Annotated in this window: 19 protein-coding genes; 8 read left to right on the plus strand and 11 right to left on the minus strand. The window is 63.7% G+C overall.

From position 1 onward, the window contains the following. Positions 1-95 precede the first annotated feature (95 nt). Positions 96-938, plus strand: coding sequence for a phytanoyl-CoA dioxygenase family protein (locus N826_RS31505; protein WP_044435592.1), 843 nt, complete (start codon positions 96-98; stop codon positions 936-938). 168 nt (positions 939-1,106) lie between these two features. Here the strand turns inward: N826_RS31505 and N826_RS31510 are convergent, their stop codons facing one another. From N826_RS31510 to N826_RS31550, 9 genes are all read right to left on the minus strand, one after another. Then, complete coding sequence (locus N826_RS31510; RefSeq protein ID WP_044435595.1) at positions 1,107-1,751, minus strand: TerC family protein; 645 nt, start codon at positions 1,749-1,751, stop codon at positions 1,107-1,109. Between the two features lie 67 nt (positions 1,752-1,818). Continuing rightward, positions 1,819-3,330 carry a tripartite tricarboxylate transporter permease gene (locus N826_RS31515; protein ID WP_044435598.1) on the minus strand — a complete coding sequence of 504 codons (1,512 nt, stop codon included), beginning with the start codon at positions 3,328-3,330 and terminating at the stop codon, positions 1,819-1,821. Between the two features lie 93 nt (positions 3,331-3,423). Further along, positions 3,424-3,921, minus strand: coding sequence for a tripartite tricarboxylate transporter TctB family protein (locus tag N826_RS31520; protein WP_044435600.1), 498 nt, complete (start codon positions 3,919-3,921; stop codon positions 3,424-3,426). 74 nt (positions 3,922-3,995) lie between these two features. Then, positions 3,996-4,976 (minus strand): Bug family tripartite tricarboxylate transporter substrate binding protein, encoded by a 981-nt coding sequence (locus N826_RS31525; protein ID WP_044435602.1) that lies wholly within the window; start codon positions 4,974-4,976, stop codon positions 3,996-3,998. Positions 4,977-5,054: 78 nt separating this feature from the next. Then, positions 5,055-6,032 carry a Bug family tripartite tricarboxylate transporter substrate binding protein gene (locus tag N826_RS31530; protein WP_044435604.1) on the minus strand — a complete coding sequence of 326 codons (978 nt, stop codon included), beginning with the start codon at positions 6,030-6,032 and terminating at the stop codon, positions 5,055-5,057. A gap of 277 nt (positions 6,033-6,309) precedes the next feature. Further along, the gene (locus tag N826_RS31535; RefSeq protein ID WP_044435606.1) at positions 6,310-7,116 is read right to left on the minus strand and encodes an alpha/beta hydrolase family protein; all 807 of its coding nucleotides are present in this window, start codon (positions 7,114-7,116) and stop codon (positions 6,310-6,312) included. After that, positions 7,113-8,258: a DUF3182 family protein gene (locus N826_RS31540; protein WP_044435637.1), complete on the minus strand. Its 1,146-nt coding sequence runs from the start codon at positions 8,256-8,258 to the stop codon at positions 7,113-7,115. Before N826_RS31540 ends, N826_RS31535 begins: the two co-directional genes overlap by 4 nt. A gap of 65 nt (positions 8,259-8,323) precedes the next feature. After that, positions 8,324-9,091, minus strand: a complete 768-nt coding sequence (locus N826_RS31545) for a GntR family transcriptional regulator (RefSeq protein WP_147041122.1) — start codon at positions 9,089-9,091, stop codon at positions 8,324-8,326. Position 9,092: 1 nt separating this feature from the next. Next, positions 9,093-9,842, minus strand: coding sequence for a hypothetical protein (locus tag N826_RS31550; RefSeq protein ID WP_044435608.1), 750 nt, complete (start codon positions 9,840-9,842; stop codon positions 9,093-9,095). A gap of 206 nt (positions 9,843-10,048) precedes the next feature. Between N826_RS31550 and N826_RS31555 the strand changes: the two genes are divergently transcribed. After that, positions 10,049-12,418, plus strand: coding sequence for a POTRA domain-containing protein (locus N826_RS31555; RefSeq protein WP_084721340.1), 2,370 nt, complete (start codon positions 10,049-10,051; stop codon positions 12,416-12,418). A 94-nt stretch (positions 12,419-12,512) separates the two neighbouring features. Beyond that, positions 12,513-13,157: a hypothetical protein gene (locus N826_RS43545; protein WP_044435613.1), complete on the plus strand. Its 645-nt coding sequence runs from the start codon at positions 12,513-12,515 to the stop codon at positions 13,155-13,157. Between the two features lie 135 nt (positions 13,158-13,292). Here N826_RS43545 and N826_RS31565 read toward each other — a convergent pair whose 3' ends face one another. Next, complete coding sequence (locus N826_RS31565; RefSeq protein ID WP_044435615.1) at positions 13,293-13,784, minus strand: YcjF family protein; 492 nt, start codon at positions 13,782-13,784, stop codon at positions 13,293-13,295. Between the two features lie 570 nt (positions 13,785-14,354). On the opposite strand from N826_RS31565, the gene N826_RS31570 reads away from it, so the two are divergent. Genes N826_RS31570 through N826_RS31585 form a run of 4 tightly spaced genes read left to right on the plus strand, consistent with a single transcriptional unit; the run spans position 14,355 to position 18,426 of the window. Further along, entirely contained in the window at positions 14,355-14,903 is a 549-nt protein-coding gene (locus N826_RS31570; protein ID WP_044435616.1) for a hypothetical protein, read from the plus strand. Next, entirely contained in the window at positions 14,900-15,634 is a 735-nt protein-coding gene (locus N826_RS31575) for a thioesterase II family protein (protein ID WP_044435619.1), read from the plus strand. Before N826_RS31570 ends, N826_RS31575 begins: the two co-directional genes overlap by 4 nt. A 51-nt stretch (positions 15,635-15,685) precedes the next feature. After that, a complete protein-coding gene (locus tag N826_RS31580; protein ID WP_052832388.1) occupies positions 15,686-17,299 on the plus strand; it encodes a cyclic peptide export ABC transporter in 1,614 nt (537 codons plus the stop codon). Next, complete coding sequence (locus tag N826_RS31585; RefSeq protein ID WP_052832390.1) at positions 17,296-18,426, plus strand: prohibitin family protein; 1,131 nt, start codon at positions 17,296-17,298, stop codon at positions 18,424-18,426. The genes N826_RS31580 and N826_RS31585 overlap by 4 nt, the downstream gene beginning before the upstream one ends. A gap of 82 nt (positions 18,427-18,508) precedes the next feature. On the opposite strand, the gene N826_RS31590 is transcribed toward N826_RS31585, so the two are convergent. Then, positions 18,509-18,718: an MbtH family protein gene (locus N826_RS31590; RefSeq protein ID WP_044435621.1), complete on the minus strand. Its 210-nt coding sequence runs from the start codon at positions 18,716-18,718 to the stop codon at positions 18,509-18,511. Between the two features lie 319 nt (positions 18,719-19,037). Between N826_RS31590 and N826_RS31595 the strand changes: the two genes are divergently transcribed. Further along, a partial coding sequence (locus N826_RS31595) for a condensation domain-containing protein (protein WP_044435623.1) occupies positions 19,038-20,487 on the plus strand: 1,450 nt, incomplete at its 3' end.

The following is a 20,487-nucleotide window of genomic DNA, read 5'->3' on the forward strand; positions in this document are numbered from 1 at the left end:
GTGTAGCGCGTTAGCGCCACTTATCGGTGCCAGTCAGTTCCCGTACTTTCATCTGAAACCGCAATACTCTGGTGTAGACAGTGAAACCTTTGAGATTGAACTCCGTCATCAAGGAAAAGCGACTCCAGCGGACGCTGGGGCGCTTCAGCTCCGTCAGGCGGCTTCATGGGCTGGTATCGACGCTTCATCAGATCGCGTCGAACGACCAGGACCACCTTGACCCCAAGGGTCAGGCATCTTCCGTGTTCGGCAGCCTGGATGTCGAAAAGATGGCTCACCAGATCAGGACGGACGGTCTTGCGCTGGGACTGAGACTGCCGGAATCCCTACGCCAGGGCATGGCCCAATTCGGGACCACCGCGCCGGTCAAGCCCTGGGGCGCCAAGGAGCCCCTGCCGCTCGAAGCCGTCATGGGCGGCAAGCTGCCGACCGGCGAGCCGGTCGCGGTCGCCGAATCGGCCGGCATCGACGGCTGCCCGGAAGCGGCCAAGGTCATCCGCGATCCCAAGATGCTCCTGCTGGCCAAGCGGGTGCTCGGCTACAACCCGCGCAACATCGAAGTGTCGCTGCGCTGGTCGTTCCCGACCCATCTGTCGCTGACGGAACACTGCAACGTCGATCTGGCGAGCCGCTGGCACTACGACGTGATCGGCAAGAACTCGATGTCGCTGTTCTTTTATATCCTGAAAGGCGACAGCGATCTCGACGGCGCCCATGCGACGATCCTCAAATCGCACCGCAAGAAGAAGATCTCGATGCTGTTCCGGCCCAGCACGACGATCAGCGAAGCCGAACTGATCAGCTATTACGGTCCGGGGCAGGTCGTCATCGCGACCGGCGAACCGGGCGACGGCTTCGCCGAGGACCCCAACACCTTCCACCGCGCCATGCAGCCGATCTCCAGCCCGCGTCTGGTGCTGCTGGTGCGGTATACCTGAGGTCGCGTAGAAGCGGCTTCCAGCCGCTTTCCTATTCCCGGTAGTTGCCGTTCAGGACGCTGAAAGCTGCTGGAAGCCGCTTCTACGCCGTTCGTGGCCCGGAAATGAGAAAAGGACCGCAGCGTTCCGGCTGCGGCCCTTTCGACGTACCTGAAAGACGATCCCGGTTTAGAATACTCCGAGCCCCGCCGTGTGCTTGAGGACTTCCTCGCCGCCGCGCCAGATCATGTCGAGCGCCACGTAGGTGATGATCAGAAGGCCGACCCAGCCGATCCACCGATGCTTGTGCAGCAGGTGGGCCACCATGTTGGCGGCGACGCCCATCAGGACGACCGACAGCAGCAGGCCGATGATCAGGATGTTCGGATGGTCCTTGGCGGCGCCGGCTACCGCCAGCACGTTGTCGAGCGACATCGAAACGTCGGCGACCAGGATCTGCCAGACGGCGGCGCCGAAGCTTTTGGTCTGCCCCGGATTTGCCTGAGCCTGGGCGATGGCCTCGTCGGGTGCCACCTCGTCCTGGCCGTGGGAGCGCAGTTCGCGGTACATCTTCCAGCACACCCACAGCAGCAGCACGCCGCCGGCCAGGGTGAGCCCGATGATCGCCAGCAGCTGGGTCGTGATCAGCGCGAAGAAGATACGCAGCACGATGGCGGCGCCGATACCCCAGAAAATCACCTTGCGGCGCTGTTCCACCGGAACTCCGGCGGCGGCCATGCCGACCACGATGGCGTTGTCCCCCGCCAGCACCAGGTCGATCGCGATGACCTGCCCCAGTGCTATGAGCTGTGGCCATAAATCGAAGTTTTCCATTGTCCCCGTATGTCCCCGTGTCCTGGATCGCGGCGCATGTTCATCAATGACATACGCCGCCGATAGTTCAGATTTGCGCTTGAGCGTCTTGTTCCCGACGATTTTGCCGGGCCTTTAATACCACCGGCACCAGAACAAGCAATGCGGCCGTGATCAGTAGTCCAAGGGAAAGCGGATGGGTGAAGAACACCGTCGGATCGCCCTGGCTGATCGCCAGCGCCCGGCGGAATTGCTGTTCGGCCAGCGGCCCGAGGATCAGACCGACGACGCAGGGAGCCACGGGTACGTCGAGCACGCGCATGCCGAAGCCGATCAGCCCGATGATCCAGAGGATGATAAGATCCACGACGTTGTTGTTCAGCGTATAGGCGCCGAGCGTCGCGAACACCAGGATACCGGCATAGAGCCAGGGGCGCGGGATGACCAGCAGCTTCACCCACAATCCGACCAGCGGCAAGTTGAGCAGCAGCAGCAGGGCATTGCCGATATAGAGGCTGGCGATCATGCCCCAGACGAGATCGGGGTTGTTGTCGAACAGCAGCGGGCCTGGTTGCAGGCCGTACTGCTGGAAGGCGGCCAGCATGATCGCGGCGGTGGCGGAGGTCGGCAGGCCCAGCGAAAGCAGCGGGGCCAGCGTGCCGGCGGCGGACGCGTTGTTGGCGGCTTCGGGACCGGCGACGGCCTCGATGGCGCCCTTGCCGAATTCCTCCGGATGCTTGCTCAGGCGCTTCTCGACCAGATACGACAGGAAGGTCGGGATCTCGCTGCCGCCGGCCGGCAAGGCGCCGATCGGGAAGCCAAGCGCCGTGCCGCGCAGCCACGGCTTCCACGACCGCTTCCAGTCCTCCTTGCCCATCCACTTCGAACCCTTGAGGGCATAGATCTCTTCTTTCTCGAAGCGGTAGCGGGCGGCGTTGTAAAGCGTCTCGCCGATCGCGAACAGCCCGACCGCGACGATGACGGTGTCGATGCCGTCCAGCAATTCGAGGATGCCGAAGGTCAGGCGTGCCTGACCCGTCTGGAGGTCGATGCCGACCAGCCCCAGCGCAAGTCCGAAGAAAAGGCTGGCGAGGCCGCGCGACAGCGAGGCTCCCAGCACGGCCGTCACCGTGGTCAGCGCCAGCACCATCAGCGCGAAATACTCGGCCGGGCCGAACAGCAGCGCCAGCTTGACCATCAGCGGAGCGACGAAGGTCAGGGCCAGCGTCGCGATGGTGCCCGCGATGAAGGACCCGATGGCGGCGGTGGCGAGCGCCTGCGCGCCCCTGCCCTGCCGCGCCATGGCGTGACCGTCGATGGCGGTGACGATGCTGCCGGACTCGCCCGGCGTGTTCAGCAGGATCGCCGTGGTCGAACCACCGTACATCGCCCCGTAATAGATGCCGGCGAACATGATGAAGGCCGAGACCGGCTCCAGCCCGTAGGTCACCGGCAGCAGCAGCGCCAAGGTCAGCGCCGGACCGATGCCGGGCAGAACGCCGATGGCCGTCCCGATGGTCACGCCAAGCGCCGACCACATCAGGTTGTAGGGTGTCATCGCGACGGCGAAGCCACTGGAGAGAGCGACTAGAGTTTCCATGTATCTGGTACCTTTCCGGCTGGCCGGCTGAGATATCTGGCGCGTTTCTGCACGACGCGTTCCTAGATGAGGCGTTCCTGGGCGGCGCGATCGTTACTCGGCCGCATCGTCAGGCTCGGCCATCAACTCCTCGAAGACGGAGCCGACCGGCAGGTTGAGGTCGAGACCATAGTTGAAGAGACCGAAGGACGCCGCGGTCAGCGCCAGTCCGAGGATCGCGTCCATGACGATCCTCCGGCTGCCGAAGGCGCGCGCCACCACCATGAACAGGATGGTGCTGGCCGGTATCCAGCCCAGCGTTTCCAGCAGAAGCATCTGGATTATCAGCCCGACCGCCACCAGCACGACGGCGGTGCCGTCCAGCTCCAACCCCTGCGCATGGGCGATATGGCCGGTGACCGCTTCGCGCAGCAATGCCAGGCCGACCAGGATCAAGCCGGCGGAGATCAGGTAGGGGAACAGGGCCGGCCCGACCACGGCATTGGCCGCACCGGGGGCTTGCGAGGTCTCGAAGGCGATGAAGGCTCCCAAGGCAAGCACGGCGGCGCCCAGTCCCGCTTCGCCGATCTTAAGGCTGCGTCCGGTTGTCATCTGTCGTTCTCCCGGTCTTCAGGGGGCGGTCTTCAGAGGGCGGTCTTCAGGGGGCGGTCTTCAGGGAATGCGCGCTATTTCTTCAGCAGGCCCAGTTCGTCGAGCACAGACTTGATCCGCGTCTGCTCGTCCTGGAGGAAGCCGGCGAAGTCCTTGGCGGGCAGGTAGCTGTCGACCCAGCCGCGTTCGGCCGCTATGGCTTTCCATTGCGGGCTTGCGACCATCTTGCCCATGGCCCCGTCCAGCGTCTTCAGGTCGGCCTGCTTGATGTCGCCCGAAGCCACGACGGCGCGCCAGTTGACCAGCTCGACATCGACGCCCTGTTCCTTCAGCGTCGGGACGTCGATCCCCGGCAGACGCTCCGGCGAGGAGATGGCGAGAGCCCGCAGCTTGCCTTCCTTGAGCTGAGCCGCGAACTCGTTGTAGCCGCCGGTTACGACGGTGATGTGGCCGCCCATCACGGCGGCGAGCATTTCCCCGCCGGCGCCGGCGGCGATGTAGTTCATCTTGCTGACGTCCCCGCCGACCGCCTTGACGATCAGGGCGTAGAGGATGTGGTCCGGACTGCCGACGGCGAAGCCACCCCACGACACCGATCCGGGGTCCGCCTTGAACTTGGCGACCAGGTCGTCCATCGTCTTCAACGGCGATTCCGCCGAGACGATGATCGGCTGATACTCGCCGGTCAGGCGGGCCAGCGGCGTCACCTGCTCCAGGCTGACCGGCGACTTATTGATCAGGGTGGCGCCGATCATGCCGAGGCCGGTGATCATCAGGCCGTTGCCACGCTTCTTACCGGTTACGAACTGGCTGAGCCCGATGGTTCCGCCCGCGCCGGGGACGTTCACCACCTGGACGCCCGTGGCCAGATTGAGTTCCTGCATGACCTGCTGCATGGCCCGCGCGTGCTGGTCATAGCCGCCGCCTGGGTTGGCCGGCGCCATGATCTCGACGCTCTTCAACTGGGCCAGGGCCGGCGAAGCCGTCACCGCCAAAGCGGCGAGAGCTGCCGCCGCGGCGAAGCGGCGGGAAATGTCTAGGGACTTTGCCCACATGGATTGTCTTCCTCCCTGAGGGGGAGCCGCTCTGGGAGCGGCTCCCATCTTGTTCTTCTCTATACCTCGACGCCCAGCTTACTTCACGAGACCGAGTTCCGTCAGCGTGGTTTCGATCTGGGCGCGCTCTTCCTTCAGGAAACCGGCGAACTGGTCGGCCGGCTGGTACTGGTCGATCCAGCCACGCTGGGTCAGGATTTCCTGCCACTCGGCGCTCTTCGCCATCTTGCCGATCATCTCGTCGAGCTGCTTCTTCTCGGAAGCCTTGATGCCGCTCTGGGCGAAGATCCCGCGCCAGTTGACGAATTCCAGATCGACGCCCTGTTCCTTCAGCGTCGGGGTCTCGACGCCGGCCAGACGCTCCGGCGCGGAGACGGCGAGGGCACGCAGCTTGCCGGTCTGGATCTGCGGCGCGAACTCGTTGTAGCCGCCCATCGCCAGCGTGATATGGCCGCCGAGGATCGACGACATCAGCTCGCCGCCGCCGGCCGTCGCGACGTAGTTGATCTTGGAAGGCTCGATCTTGAGCTGCTTGGCGATCAGCCCCGCGAGGATCTGGTCGCTGCCGCCGGCCGAACCGCCGCCCCACGACACCGAACCGGGATCCGCCTTGAACTTCTCGACGAGCTGTTCGAACGAGGTCAGCGGGCTGTCGGTCGGGACGACGATGGCGGTGTACTCGCCGGTCAGGCGGGCCAGCGGGGTCACCTGATCCAGCGTCACGGGCGACTTGTTGGTGACGATGGCGCCGACCATGATCTGGCCGCCGACCAGCATCGACGGGGCGCGCTTCTTGGCGGTGACGAACTGGGCGAGGCCGATGGTGCCGCCGGCGCCTGGAATGTTGGCGACCTGGACACCGCTGGCGAGATCGAGCTTCTGGAGGACCTGCTGCACGGCGCGGGCGTGCTGGTCCCAGCCGCCGCCCGGGCTGGCCGGAGCGATCAGCTCCAGGCCCTTGACCTGGGCGGGAGCCGGCAGTGCTGTCATCGTGCCCGTGGCCAGCGCCACGGCGGCGAGCATGTAGCGGAAGGAGCCCAGCTTGTTCAGCAGCATGACGTTCGATCCCTGTCGAAGTTTGTTGGTTATGGATGTTCGGCCCGCCGCGCGGACAAGCCTTTCGCCTGCCGCGACCCTGTCATGGCCGTGGTGTCCCGAATGCCGGAGAAAAGGTCAGAGGGGCTTTTGAAAGGCGCTCATCGGTGGTTCCTCCGGCTCGTTCATTGTCGGACCGGCCCGTGGGCGGTCCCTTGCTTGACAGGGACCTTACCAGCGAAACCTGTCACCATCCTGTCAAAGCCGACAGGGATAGAGATTTCTTATGGCGCTTGTCCTAGGCCGGATCGGGTGGCCGGCGCCGCGGCGAAGGAGCGGACTGGGTCTGGACGCCGGAGGCCTTTTCGCTTTCCCGCGCTACTATCACCATCTCCGTCGCCCATTTTACCAGCAGGGAAGTATAGGACTGCTGCCACTGCTCTTCCGACAGCGCGTGGTCGGCCCCCTGGATGACGCGGTAGGTCAGGGAATGGGCATTGTCGAAGGCGGCGCGGTAGTTGGCGATGACCGGATGCGGCACGATGCTGTCGTGCTCGCACTCGACCACCAGGGCGTCGCCCCTGAACGCGTCGCACGCGCCGAGTGCCCTGTTGTGCCCGGGCGTCACGCGCGTCTGGCGGTAGGCCGCCAGCTCCTTCTTGTTGAGCTGCCATTTCGGCAGGTGCCAGTCCTCGTCCCGGTACAGCGCCGGTGCCCGCAGGGCCAGCCATCGCACCGGCCGCAGACTGCTCAGGATCGTCGCCAGATAGCCGCCATAGCTGCTGCCGACCACCGCGATGGCCGATTTGTCGACGGACGGTCGGCTTGCCAGCCTGTCGTAGGCGGCCAGCATGTCGCGCAGGTTATCCTCGCGGGTGACCGTTTCGTACTGTTCCTCGGTCAGTCCATGGCCGCGCAGGTCGATGGTCAGGCAGACGCAGCCGAGCGCCGCGATCTCACGCGCGCGGTTCAGGTATTGCTCCTGGGTGCCGCCCCATCCATGGACGAACAGGACGCCCGGCATGGCGGAGGCGGGCGTGACGAAGGTGCCGGAGATGGTTTCTTCGTCGACCTGGATGCAGACCTGTTCCTCACGCGTCGTCATGGACCCTCCCGGCCATTCCTGTCGATCCTCGCCACGGTGTATTTGGTCAGGGGGCCGATCTTGGGATCATGCCCCTGGAAGTACACGGTGGCGTCCGGAGGCGGTTCGCACCCGTCGCCATAAATCTCGAAGCAGGCCGCGTGGACCGTCTTCACGCCTGGGTCCGTCCGGAAGATCTCCAGGGCGGCGACTTCCGCGCCGGTGGCGCCGCCAAGACGCCAGGACTGCTCCAACACGCCCGAGCGGCGGAGACCGTCGGGGCCGGTGCCCTGCGCCACGTCGTAGTTCCGGCGCGACAGGATGATGCCGGGAAAGCAGGCTTCCGCCGCCGCGTCGAAATGGCAAGCCTGCACGACGGCGTCATGGACCGCCCGCGGCAGGCCAAGCGTCAGCAGCCGGTCGAACCCGCCGGGCACGGCAACCAGATCGGTGCCGCCGTATACCTGCTTGCCGTCGTTGTCGCGGGTGAGGCGCTGTGTACCGTAATAGGTCGCAACAAGATCGCCGACCCGGACCTGCCCGACGCTGTGGGTCGTCACGTCCCTCAGGTTCTCCTCCAGGACCAAGCCATGGCCGGCGAGTTCCGCCGGCTCGACATCGGCCAGCGCCGCTTCCAGTTCCGCCATGCCGGATACCACGGTCTGGCCGTGCCCTCCCTTGGCGCGGACCGCTTTCAGCCGCGCCGGACCACGCGCGAGCAGCCGGGAACAGGCTTGCCGCGCATCTTCTGCGGTGAAGACGGTGTATCCCGGCAGAACGGCGTCCCTGACCATGTCGCCGAACTCTGCCGACCAGCCCTGGGGAGCGCCTGCGCCGGGATGGACCAGCGAATGCGAGATCGCCTTGGTCGCCACGAAAGGCTGGGGCACCACGCCCCCGAACAGGTCGTGCTCGCTGGAGATGCCGAGCGACCGGGCATGGTCCAGGCCGGCGATCGTGTCGTCTGGAATGAAGTAGAGGGGACCGCCGTAGTCGGCGGCGGCATCGTACTGACCGGAAAAGGCATATCCCCTGAGCATCCCGAGCTTGCGGGAGATCGCGCTGCGCGTGAGTGCTTCGTGGCCGCCGCTATCGCCACGGGAAGCATGGCAATATTCGACCGCGACGCCGCCGGACTTCGGGTTCCGTGTCGGGAAATCCACGTCCGCCACCTTGGGGATTGCTGGACTTACAGTGACCGCAACCACGACCGGGACGCATCGTTCCCCTATTTCGCGAAATAGCCCTGCATCCGCAGCCGGCTCATCGAGATGTGGTTGCGGCGTACGAAGTGGAGGCTGTTAAGGTCGTTGAGCTCCAATGCCTCGATCAGGTCGCCGATCTCGCCCGCGAAGGCTTCCACCTCTTCCGCCCAGTTCTTCCGGGACAGCAGTTGCAGCCACATCCGGGATGTCTGGAAGAACAGACGGTCGCTGATATCCCGCAGGGGCACATTGCCGATCGAGCGGGAAACCTCCTTCTGGACCGCGATGCTGAGCAGCCCGAACTGCTCCACATCGAACTTCTCCGTGTCGAACTTTTCCGTGTCGATTTGCGCATTCGTGCCGGTCCGCTCGCCGAGCGAGCGGCAGCGCTCCGCCAGTTGCCTCATCCGGCCGATCGCATCGCCGTCGCACGGCAGCAGGGTCATCTCACCGCTGATTTCGGCCAGCTTCATGCGCAGGGTATCGATCTCCAGCAGTGCCTGCCGGTCGATCAGGGTGACGATGGTGCCGACGCCGTGACGGCTCTCGACCAGTCCTTCGTATTCCAGCCGCTGAAGGACGCGCCGCATAGGCGTCCGGCTCATGCCGAATTCACGCGCGAGTTCGGACTCGACGAGCCTGTGGCCGGGCGGGTAGCGCAGCAAGCAGATGCGTTCCCTGATCTCCGCATGGATCGCTTCGAACCGCATCCGGGCCGCGGTCGGAACGGAACGGTTGCCGCGCCTTCTCCGCCGAACGACCACGTCGTCGATCTGGTAGGCCGGTTCCAAGTCAGTCGGTCGGCATGGAGGTCGGATTGGTCATCGCCATCAGGGTCTGCTCGGCGATCGGCCGTAGCGCGCCGTCGGCGCCCTGGGTCAGGACGACGTAGCGAGGTGTCCCGGTGCCGGTGACCCGGACGAGCAGGTCTTCCAGGTTCCTGCCGACGACGTCGGCGGAGGCCAGGATATCCAGGGCAATCCGCTGTCCGCCGTGGTTCAGCGTCACGGAATGCGCCGAAACGGTCGTTTCCTGGATCTTCGCGTCCACCAGTCGGCGGGACTGCGCCATCCAGGCCGGCAGCACCCCCTTGAGGGCCGACGGGTCCAGCCGTTCGGCCAGCACCCGGCCAAGGCCGGAGGCCGGAGCCAGATGGTATTCCGGCTCGGGGCTGAGCTTCGCGGTCCGGAGAGGCAGGCAGTCCGAGTAATCCTCCCCTCCCGCAAGCTCGGAGAAGTGACGGCGGCGATCCGGCCGCATCGTGGCGGTCAGGAAACCGAGGCAGTTCCGGATGCGGACATCGCCGTCGGAGAAATTGCCGAACAACTCGGGCCGCGGTCTGGTCATTTCATAATCGAAGTTCGTCAGGGCCGTCTGGAACGACGGATCGTGAACCGTGGAACCGCGTGCCGGCTTGCCGAGACGGAGGCCGGAGTGGTCCAGGGCCATGGCGACGCCAAGGACACCGACCATGAAGCCCAGGGCGGCGGCGAGCGTCCAAAGGGACTCGCGCTTTTCTTCGGTCTGCTGCGAATTGGCCATGCGGATTTTCCTGGATCGGCCCGGCCATGCCCAATGGCGAGGCTAAGCCCTGTTTGTCCTCGGAGCATGCCAAATATTGGTTAATGATTTGTGCATCGCGAGATCCGGTCATCGCGCTGCGCTTCACCCAGAAACCAGTTCCTCTCGACCGAAAGAGTTAGTACAAAAGATCTATAAATTGAATTGTTGGGCCGGAGCTGGTCGTCATGACGTTTTTATTCCAAAGGTTAGCTATCGAGGTTTGCAAAACAAACAATAAATACAACCAGATTCAGAACTGGCGGGAACTGCTGCGCGGTTCCGCCGCAGTGGCGCTGATCGTCCCCGCGCTTGCGGCGCCGGTCCTGGCACAGGTCAACACGCCATCGTTCCTGACCAACAACCCGACCCTTCTCCGGGAAACGGATACCGACAAGATCAACGACAGGTTCGCCAAGCCGGATATGCCGCTGACCACGACCGAACCGGAAGTGCCGGTTCTGCTCGACCAGACCAAGCCGCCGCCGAATGCGGGCGCCATCCGTTTCGCGTTCAGCGGCTTCAAGCTGGACGAGGCGCGGCCGCTTGCCCAGTCCGACCTGGACGAGATCGCCAAGCCCTTGGCCGGCAAGACGGTTTCCCTGGCCGAAGTGTTCGGCGCGGCGGCGGACCTGGCACGGCGCTATGAGGCGCAAGGCTATTTTCGGCCGAAGGTGAGCGTGCCGCCACAGCGGATCACCGGCGGTACCGTGACCCTGCGTGTGGACGAGTTCGTGGTGGACCGTCTGGAGGTCACCATCGATGGCAAGGCGGCGCCCGCCGACCCGGTGCTCGACCGCATCATCTCTGACATCAAGGCCGAGCGCCCGCTCTCCTACGCCGTTTATGAGAGTGCCCGTGACCGTTTGACGCGGGAGCTTGGGCTTTCCGTCGTGGCCCTGGATAGCGATCTGGAGCCCGACCACAGCATCACGGTCAAGGTCGGGTTGAGCCGGCATGCTCCGGCGCCGGTCGACCGCGCCGCTATCCACGTTCCCCCAAGCCTGTCCGAAGACAAGCCGCCGCCGGGTGCCGAGCATATCCGCTTCCGGCTCGATCGCCTGGAGATCGCCGGCGCCTCGGCCTTTCCGGCAGACAGGCTGGAGACGGTTTACGGCGGACTGATCGGGCAGGAGGTCTCGGTCGCCGATCTCTACGCCGTCACCGCCAAGGTGCGGGAGCTTTATGCGGCCGAGGGCTACGTTCCGCCCGAAGTGGTCGTGCCGGGCCAGTCGGTCGCCGACGGCGTCGTCCGCCTCGACGTCGCGGAAGTCTGGGCCTCCCGCGTCGCAGTGCGGCTGGATGGCGCTGAAGTGCCGCCGGGCGACCTGATCTACCGGACCGCCAACCGCGTCGCCAACATCCACCCGCTGACGATAGCCGTGCTCAACAGATACGCGCTGCTGCTGGGCGACATTCCCGGTATCCGCATCCAGTCGATCACGCCGCCCAAGGAACCCGGCGGAGTCGCCACCGTCGAACTCTCGCGGAAGACCTTCAGCGGCAGCGTCGGCATCGACAACCGCGGCTCCCAGCCGACCGGCATCCTCGAAGGGATGGCAAGCATCGCGGAAGCCGGCGTCCTCGGGTTCAACGAACGGTTGACCGCGTCGCATATCACCATGATCGATCCCAAGGAAGTAAGGATCCTGGGCCTGGGCTACGATCAGCCGCTGACATCGGACGGGCTGAAGCTGTCGACCTATTTCAGCCGGACGATCAGCCATCCCGGCGCCAACCTGAAGGAGCAGCAGGGCGAAAGCTTCGGCTCCGTCTTCACGGCGGGCCTGACATATCCGGTGATCCGCTCCTCGATCCGGAACTTCAGCGTCACCGCCCAGTTCGATTATCTGAACAGTCTGGCGCAGGCGACGCCGCTGACGGATCCCTTCTTCGGCAGCCAGACCTTCATCCTGTCCAACAGCCGGACGCGCAGCCTGCGTCTGAGCGGCCGCTACAACTTCATCGACAGCCTTCACGGTCTAACGGCCTTCACGGCCCGGTTCAGCCAGGGGCTCGACATCTTCGGCAGCCGCGACACCGGCGCCGACTACTCGACACGGGTGAACGGCGTCAGCGATTACCAGAAGTTCAATGCCGAGTTGACGCGCACCCAGCCGCTGGGGGCATCGGGCTTGGCGCTGGTCGTCGGCGTTACCGGCCAGTACGCTCTCGACCCACTGCTGGGCCCGGAGCAGTTCAGCGTGGGCGGCAAGGAATATGGCAGGGGATACAACAACACGATCGTCATGGGCGACCACGGGGTCGCCACCAAGACCGAGTTGCAGTTCAGCGGCGCCGTAGGCCTGCCCTATTTCCAGGGCTACCAGCTTTACACCGGCTACGACTTCGGCCGTGCGTGGAAGCGCGACCTGCTGCCGGGCGAGAAGCCGATGGACGACGCCGCTTCCGTCGTGGCAGGGGTGAGGATGCTCCTGACCGAGTGGCTGTCGGGCGAACTGGTTTTCGCGCAGCCCCTGACGCGCGCCTATTACACTTCCGGGAACGTCGCGACCAAGAGGCCGCAATACTTCTTCGGCCTGCAAGCCAGTTTCTGAGAAAGGTGCGCCGCGAGAGTAATGCCTTTACCGTCGATGGGGACCGCCGCCTTGCCTGCTATCGTGCGCGGGAGCTATCGGAGGCGGGATACCCATGGCAAGGCTGGTGGGGCGGCTGGCGCGGTACGGCATCGGAGCGGCCGCCATTTCCGCGATCGGTACGGCATTCCTGCTGTCGGGCGGGAAAGCGGCAGACCCCGCGCGTCTCCGGGCGGACATAAGCTCGGCCATCGAGGAACGTATCGGCCATCCCTGGCGCGTCAGGCGCCTGCGGATCGCGACGATGCCGTCGTCGGGACCGTCCGGTCCCTTCGTGATCGACGTGGAGGTCGCGCTGAACGAGCCGACCTTCACCCGGCTGGAAACCACAGCCGGGGTTACCTTCGCCGATCCCGTCGCGGAATCGGGCTTCAAGAAGCGTCTTCAGGGAAAAATCTGGCTGGATCAGCCGGCGGCCACCGTCCTGGCCCGCCTCGACATCGACAATGCCGAAACACTGGCTCGGATGGGCACGCCTATTTCACGCATCGCGGGCCGCGTCGTCGTTCGCGGCAGTTCCGAAGCATCCAGGTGGAGCGCTGCTTCAGGGTGTTTTGGAGCGTGCCTGCCGGACCGGTTCGGTGAGATAAAGCACGGCGAAGACGGCCAGTGGCGTGAACAGGATGCTAAGGGCGAACGTGCCGAAGAAGCGAAGGCGCCGCGAGCTTCCGAGGAAGCCGACGAGTACCGACAGCAATAGATAGATCAGGGTAAAGAGAAGAGCTGGCATGCCTGGCCCTGGTAAGCTGGAAGATGCATCGCGTTATCGGTGCGGAAACGGCTGAAGCGGCGATGGGAATTCCCATCGCCGCTTCCGTCCGGAACGCGTCGCGGATCAGGCGGCGGCGGGGGTCTCGACCGGAGCCGCAACCGGGGTCTCGGTCTTGGCGCCTTTGAATTCCTTCTCGAAGTGGCCGCGGACCTTCTCCGGCTCGAAGTTCAGCAGCGAACCGCCGGTCTCGAAGTGCAGGGTGAAGACCTTGCCGATCGCCAGCGTCAGCGCGTAGGCGAAGGCCGAAGTGGTGACGGCGCCGATGGCGGTGCCGATGATCGGGACCAGCTTGATCACCGTGCCGAGGGCGGCGAGCGAACCGCCGGCGAGCGCACCCGGCAGGACGCCGCCGATCAGGGCGGTCACGACGGTCTTGGCACGGTCCTGGCTGAAGGGAACTCCGTAGAGCTTGGAAAGGTCGGCGACCAGCTTGATCTGCACGCCGACGATGGCGGCGATGTCGAGCGTCGGGACCGGGATCAGACCGCCGCCGGCCGCATAAAGCGCGTAACGGGAAACAAGCTTGTTGGCATCAGAAATACGCGCGTCGCTCATGAAATTCTCCGTGGCATGGTAAAAAGCTTCAGCGCAGAACCCAGGGTAGCACTCAACAGGCGTGCGCCACGCCATGCGCTAATGCAACTGACGGGAGTCTATAAACGAATCCAATGCGACTGCAAGCGCAAACTCCGGATTCTTCCCGTATTTGGAGAAACTTATTGCATAAAAGCTTATTCAGGTATGTTATGTAACGTATAAGCGTATATTAAAAGTGAAACAGAAACCGTGAGTAAACTTCTACTCTACGGACCGGCTGGCGAACATCGCCGGATGCCTGAACGCGAGCCGGCCAATGAAGCACAGGATCGCGGGGTTGAATACCACTGAACGGCATCAGCCGTATCGTGGGGCGACTGCTTGCGATGCCATCCCGACACAGGCACTCCGGCCCAATTCGACGTTCGCGTCGAGAACAGTCTCCTCGAAAACCGCGAAAACGCTATCATGAAGAACTTTTTTGATTGTAGTTATATATCCATGGGTCTATGCGCATTGAGGTAGGGACGATACTTCCGTGACGACTCCGTTCGGGCTTCGTCCATCACGATTGACGCGAGGTACGCGATGGCCCCGAAAAGGCGTGGAGGACCGGCGGAGCCGGCAGGCATAGGTTACATCAAGCCTGCCCGGTCCGAGCAAGGGCGGCCGGCCGGGCGCCCACAGGACACGCCCCGTGCCGAGGAAGCTGACGGCGGGCAATCCGAGGGCGACGTTTCCTTCAACGAGCGGATCGGCGTTCCGCAACAGCAGGTTCCGGACGCGATCGCAACCACCGAACCCGAGCCCGAGCTCGAGTCGCGGTGCGAACCGGCCGCCGAGGCGCCTGCCGCCGCGACCGTCCTTCCAGCGCTCCCGAACGCCGCCGTCCCGGCGCTCCCGAACACCGCCGTCCCGGCGCTCCCGAACACCGCCGTCCCGGCGCTCCCGAACACCGCCGTCCCGGCGGGGCTCGACGATGCCGTTTTCGCTTCTGCAAGCCTTCTCGGCAGCGTCGCCGGGGGATTCGGCCTTGCCGCCTTAGCCGGTGGCGGACTGGTGATGATCGGACTGGGGGCGGCGCTCGGCGCCTGGTATTCGGTGGCGCTGGCCAACAGCTACTTGGGCAGGCGATGACGAACGGGACCATCGGGGGCCGCGCAAGCGATCAGGCTCCCATCACTCTATTCTGCTTCGCCCATGCCGGGGCCGGTGCCTCGGCCTATCGCCCCTGGACCGCTTCGGCGCCGTTCCGGGTCGTGCCGGTCCAATATCCGGGACGGGAGGAACGCCTTGGCGAAGCCCCCGTGCCGGATATTTCCAGGCTTGCCGGTCTCGCCGAGACCGAGGTGATTTCCCGGATCGACGGCCGCTACGCGCTGTTCGGCCACAGCATGGGCGCGATGGTGGCCTACGAACTGGCCCACCGCATCCGGGTCAGGGATATGCCCCAGCCCGCCGCTCTCATCGTGTCGGGGCGGCAACCGCCGCATCATCCCAGCAGGCTGGTCGCCGTGTCCCATCTGGACGACGCGGCGCTGGTCCGGGAAATGGCGGCGATGGGCGGCACGCCGGCGGAGGTCTGGGACCATCCGGAGCTGGTGGAACTTCTCCTGCCGATCCTGCGGGCCGATTTCCGTGCCTGCGAGACGTGGCAGCCCACGGCAGGCTTCCAGCTCGACATCCCGATCCATGTGTTCAGCGGGGCGGATGACGACCACGTGCTCGTGGAGCGGCTTGGCGACTGGCAGCGGCACACCGTGCGCGGCTGTACCGTCAGCCTCTTTCCGGGAGGCCATTTCTACCTTCCCGCGGCCAGGACAGACGTGATCGCCAGGATCGCCGCATTGCTGGCGAACCGGGTCTGAACGCTGGATCGATGAGGATTATGGCCGGGACAGGGCCGGGATTTTGACTGAATGACTTTCATCAAGCTGGTATTCCGGGAAAGCCGCACCTCTCCGTACAAGGTCGCCGTGATGGCGATGCTTGCCGGCATGGGGAACGCCATGATCCTGGCGATCATCAACCGGTCCGCCGACATGGCCAGTTCCGGCGGCGTGCGCATCGCCGACATGGTCATGTTCGCCGCGACAATGGGCATCCAGGTCATCTCGCAGCGATACGTCTCCCGCACCAGCACGCGGGAGGTGGAGGAAATCATCCACCGCCTGCGGGTGCGGCTGATATCGCTGATCCGCCAGACCGACCTGGCGTCGCTCGAGGGTATCGGGCGGGCCGAGATCTACGCGATGATCACCAAGGAAACCCAGCAGATTTCCTCCAGCGTCCCGATGCTGGTCAACGGCTGCCAGTCCGGCATCCTGCTGGTGTTCACCCTGGGATACATCTACATCCTGTCATCGACGGCCTTCATGCTGACCATCGCCATCACGGCGATCGCGGCATCCGCCCACCTGATGAGGATCGGCCAGCTCCGGCAGGAGGTCGAACTATCGTTCCGGCTGGAAAACCAGCTTTACGAACGGCTGACCGACCTTCTTTCCGGCTACAAGGAAGTCAAGCTGAACATCGCGCGCAGCCGGGAGCTTCAGGATCATTTCGACGAAGTGTCGACCGCCACGACCCAGGCAAAGATCACGACCCAGTTCGGCATCAGCAACGAGTTCCTGTTCGCACAGTCGATCTTCTACCTGATGCTGGCCGCGATGGTGTTCGTGGTCCCCGCGCTCAGCCCGACCTTCAGCGACGTGGCGCTAAAGACCAGTGCCGCTGTGCTGTTCCTGATCGGTCCGATCACCAGCCTCGTGCAGTCGATTCCGGCCGTCACGATGGCCAATGCCGCCACCGACAATATCGAGCGGCTGTCGCGGCTTCTGTCCGAGCGGATCGACCCCGGCGCCACGGAAGAGACCCTGGGCCAATTCTCGAAGATCGAGTTCCAGGACGTCACCTTCTCCTATGTCGATCAGCAGTTCGGCAACAAGTTCTCGGTCGGGCCTTTCAACATCACGCTCGAGGCCGGCGAATTGATCTTCATCACCGGCGGCAACGGCGCCGGCAAATCGACCTTCCTCAAGCTCTTCACGGGTCTCTACACGCCCGATGGCGGGCGCATCCTGTTGGACGGCAAACTGCTCGACCGGCGGCGCCAGGGCGCCTACCGCAGCCTGATCGCCGCCGTGTTCACCGACTACCACTTGTTCAGGCGGCTCTACGGCCTGCCGGCGGCGGACCTTTCGGCCCTTCTGCGGACCATGGAAATCGATCACAAGGTCAGCCTGACCGGCCGAGATTTCGATAGCCTGGAATTCTCCGCCGGTCAGAAGAAGCGCGTGGCGCTGATCGTGGCCTTGCTGGAGGACCGTCCGATCATCGTGCTGGACGAATGGGCCGCGGATCAGGACCCGATCTTCAGACGTAAATTTTATGAGGAACTACTGCCTGCATTCAAGGCGATGGGCAAGACGGTCGTCGCCGTCACCCATGACGACCGCTATTTCCATCTCGCCGATCGTCGGCTGCATATGGAGGAAGGCCGGTTTTCTTCCAGTGAAGGAGAGCATTCGTGAGGGTCGTCCTTAACAGCATCAAGGCTTTTTTTGCCCGTCACTTGATGACGATGACGCTGGTTCTTTTGATCGCGACTTTCCTAGCCGGTTTGCTCTATCCCATGTCGGTGATAACCATACCTGCGGGTAACGTCGGCGTCCTGTGGCGCCGGTTCGCCGGCGGCACCGACCTGACAACGGTATCGGACGAAGGCATTCACCTGATAGCACCCTTCGACGAACTGGTCATCTATGACGCCAGACTGCTCCAGGTCGAGCACGACTTCGACGTTCTGTCGAGCGACGGCCTGACCATGACGGTCAACATCGCTTTCCGCTTCCGGATCATAAAGGAGAATACGCCGATACTGCATAAGTACGTCGGTATGAACTATACCGAAATCCTTATGCTGCCTGAAATCGGCTCGCAGGCGCGGAACGTCTTCTCACAATACTTGCCGGATCAGATCTATACGAAACGCGATGAAATACAGGAGAAGATCGAGTTCGCCGTCCGTGACTCGCTGACGAACGAGTTCAATCCCGATTCGCTGATCAACGTGGAATACATCCAGCTCGAGGACGTGCTGATAAGGTCGATCCGGCTTCCGCCCGAGATCCAGGCATCGATAGTCCGCAAGGTCGAGCAGTACCATCTGTCGCTGGAATATACGCACCGGCTGAACCGCGAGCGAAGTGAAGCCGAGCGGCGGATAATCGAGGCGAACGGCATCCGGCAGTTCCAGGAGATCATCGGCGAAGGCATCACCCAGGCCTATCTTCAGTGGAAAGGCATCGACGCCACTCTGCAACTAGCGCAATCGAACAACGCGAAGGTCGTGATAATCGGGTCCGGCAGTTCCGGCATGCCGTTGATCCTGGGGAACCTCGACAGTGCGTCCGGCCAAGGCGGATCGGGGAGCGTGAGCCTGAATGCGCCGACCGGCGCCACGTCCCGGCCGAGCGGACTGACGGAATTGATGCCGCCGCCCCTGCGGCTGACGACACCACCGGATGAAACCGCGCCGAGTCCGCAAGCGCCCGCGGCGCGATCTCTTCCGCCCGTCCCGGTGGAGGGTTGGCCCACTCCGTCCGACGCATCCGGCGAGTCCCGGAAGCCGGCGCTGCCCGGGGGGCAGCACCGTTAACGCGCGGGCGTCCGGAAATTCGGGGCCGCCATTCCCTTAAGGCTTGAACGTCAGCCGCCAAGCTGATGACGACGGCCGGCCGTCAGGCGGCGGTACCGTCGAGCTGCCGGCGTAGACTTGCGGGGCGCATGTCGGTCCAGACCTCACGGATATGGGCAAGGCATTCCGTTTTAGTGCCCGTTTTACCGGCGGCACGCCAGCCGTCCGGGATTGCCTTGAATTCAGGCCAGACCGAATACTGTTCCTCTTCGTTAATGACAACCAAAAATATGACAGAATCATCATCGAACATTACGTACCTCAAATCTTGTTCATACTTGTGTATGGAACATAGCGATGCATTACCATCGTATCACTGACAGTTAAGTGCAGGACGCTATTGTGTGTCGATTTTCACTGTGCTAACACACTAAGTGTTCCATGTCGAGCGGATGACAGATCGTCGCACCTATTTTATTTCTTGATTATCGACCATTCCACAAATTTGTAGGCATGGTTGGTTAATCGATATTGGAATAGAATAGACCAACTTGTTCACATGATTACCAATATCTGCCCAAAACAAGCTTGGTTAATTAATATCGGAATATTTATGCTTGAAGAGTCCGGTCATGATTGAAGAGAATCATTCTGACGTATGCGGCGAAGATGCCCGGTTCTTTACCGAAGGCAGTGGTCCGGCTTTGCCGCTGACGCGCGGACAACTGGAAATCTATATCGAGCAGAAGCTGAACCCCGACAGCCCCCTCTTCAACATCGGGGCCTTCGTCCGGATCGCAGGAACAACCGATCCTCGGCGGATGGTTTCGGTGATCCGGCACGTCGCCGATGGCGCAGCCGCTTTCCGGACCGTCATGATCGATACGGACGCAGGTCCCCGCCAGAAGACACTCGACCGGTTCATCGGCGCGGCAGACTACATCGATCTCAGGGGAGTGGACGATCCGGAGGCTGCGGCAAAGCGCTTCATGGAGAGCGACATGGCGGTGCCGCTGCCGTTCGGGCCAGCCGGGCCGCTCGCCCGCTTCGCCGTTGTCCAATGCGCTTCGAACGTCCTGTTCTGGTACGGCAAGTTCCATCATATCGTCGCCGACGGCTGGGGAACGTCCCTCTTCCATGCGGCCCTGATCAAGAGCTTCAACGCCGTATCGCCGGACGGGAGCTTCCCGCCCCTGGATCTCGGCAGCGTCGCTCAGCAGCTCGAAGACGAGAAGCAATACCGCGCGTCACCGGCTTTCGAAGCGGGCCGCGCCTATTGGCAGGAGCGCTTCCCGGCCCTGCCGGAGCCGCTCTTCGCCCAGACCGGGACCTATACGACACGGGCATTTCGCCATACGCTTCATCTGAACGGCGCCCTGTACGGCCGCGTCCGGGAACTCGCCCACCGCGAGAAGGCCTCGCCGTTCCATTTTCTGCTGGGGGCGCTCGGGATCGTCCTGTCGCGTCTATGCTCGACGCGCGACCTGATCGTCGCGGTCCCCATCCTGAACCGGCGCACCGCCGCCGACAAGCGCACCATCGGCCTCTATGCCAGCGTGTCTCCCGTCAGGCTTCGCCCGGACGACGCCACCACCATGCGTGAACTGGCGGGAAATCTTCGCAGTCAGTTGCGCCGGGATTACCGGTATCAGCGTTTTCCCACGTCGGAGCTGAAGTTGCCCGGCTTGCCGGAGGCTTCCGCCCGCAACCGGCTGCATGAAGTCAGCCTGTCCTATGAGCGCCATCATTACGGCGAACAGGTCGAGACAGGGTCCAACCGCACGACCGTTCTGACCAGCGGACACCAGAACCAGCCGCTCCAGGTATTCGTCCGCGATTACGACGATCACGAAGACATCGCCGTCGATTTCGACTTCAACGAAAGTTTCTTCCAGCCGGAAGCCGCTAAGGCACTGGTCGAACGCTTCCACCGGATCGTCGCGGCGGCGGTGGAACAGCCGGATCTGCCGATCGCCGAGTTGCCCTGGCTTGCACCTGCCGAACGCGACTGGCTGGTCCGGGACGTCAACGCCGGCGCCCCGGTGCGTCAGACCGGTACGCTGGTCGAGTGGTTCGAGACCG

Source organism: Skermanella aerolata KACC 11604, from assembly GCF_000936425.1.
GTDB lineage: Bacteria > Pseudomonadota > Alphaproteobacteria > Azospirillales > Azospirillaceae > Skermanella > Skermanella aerolata.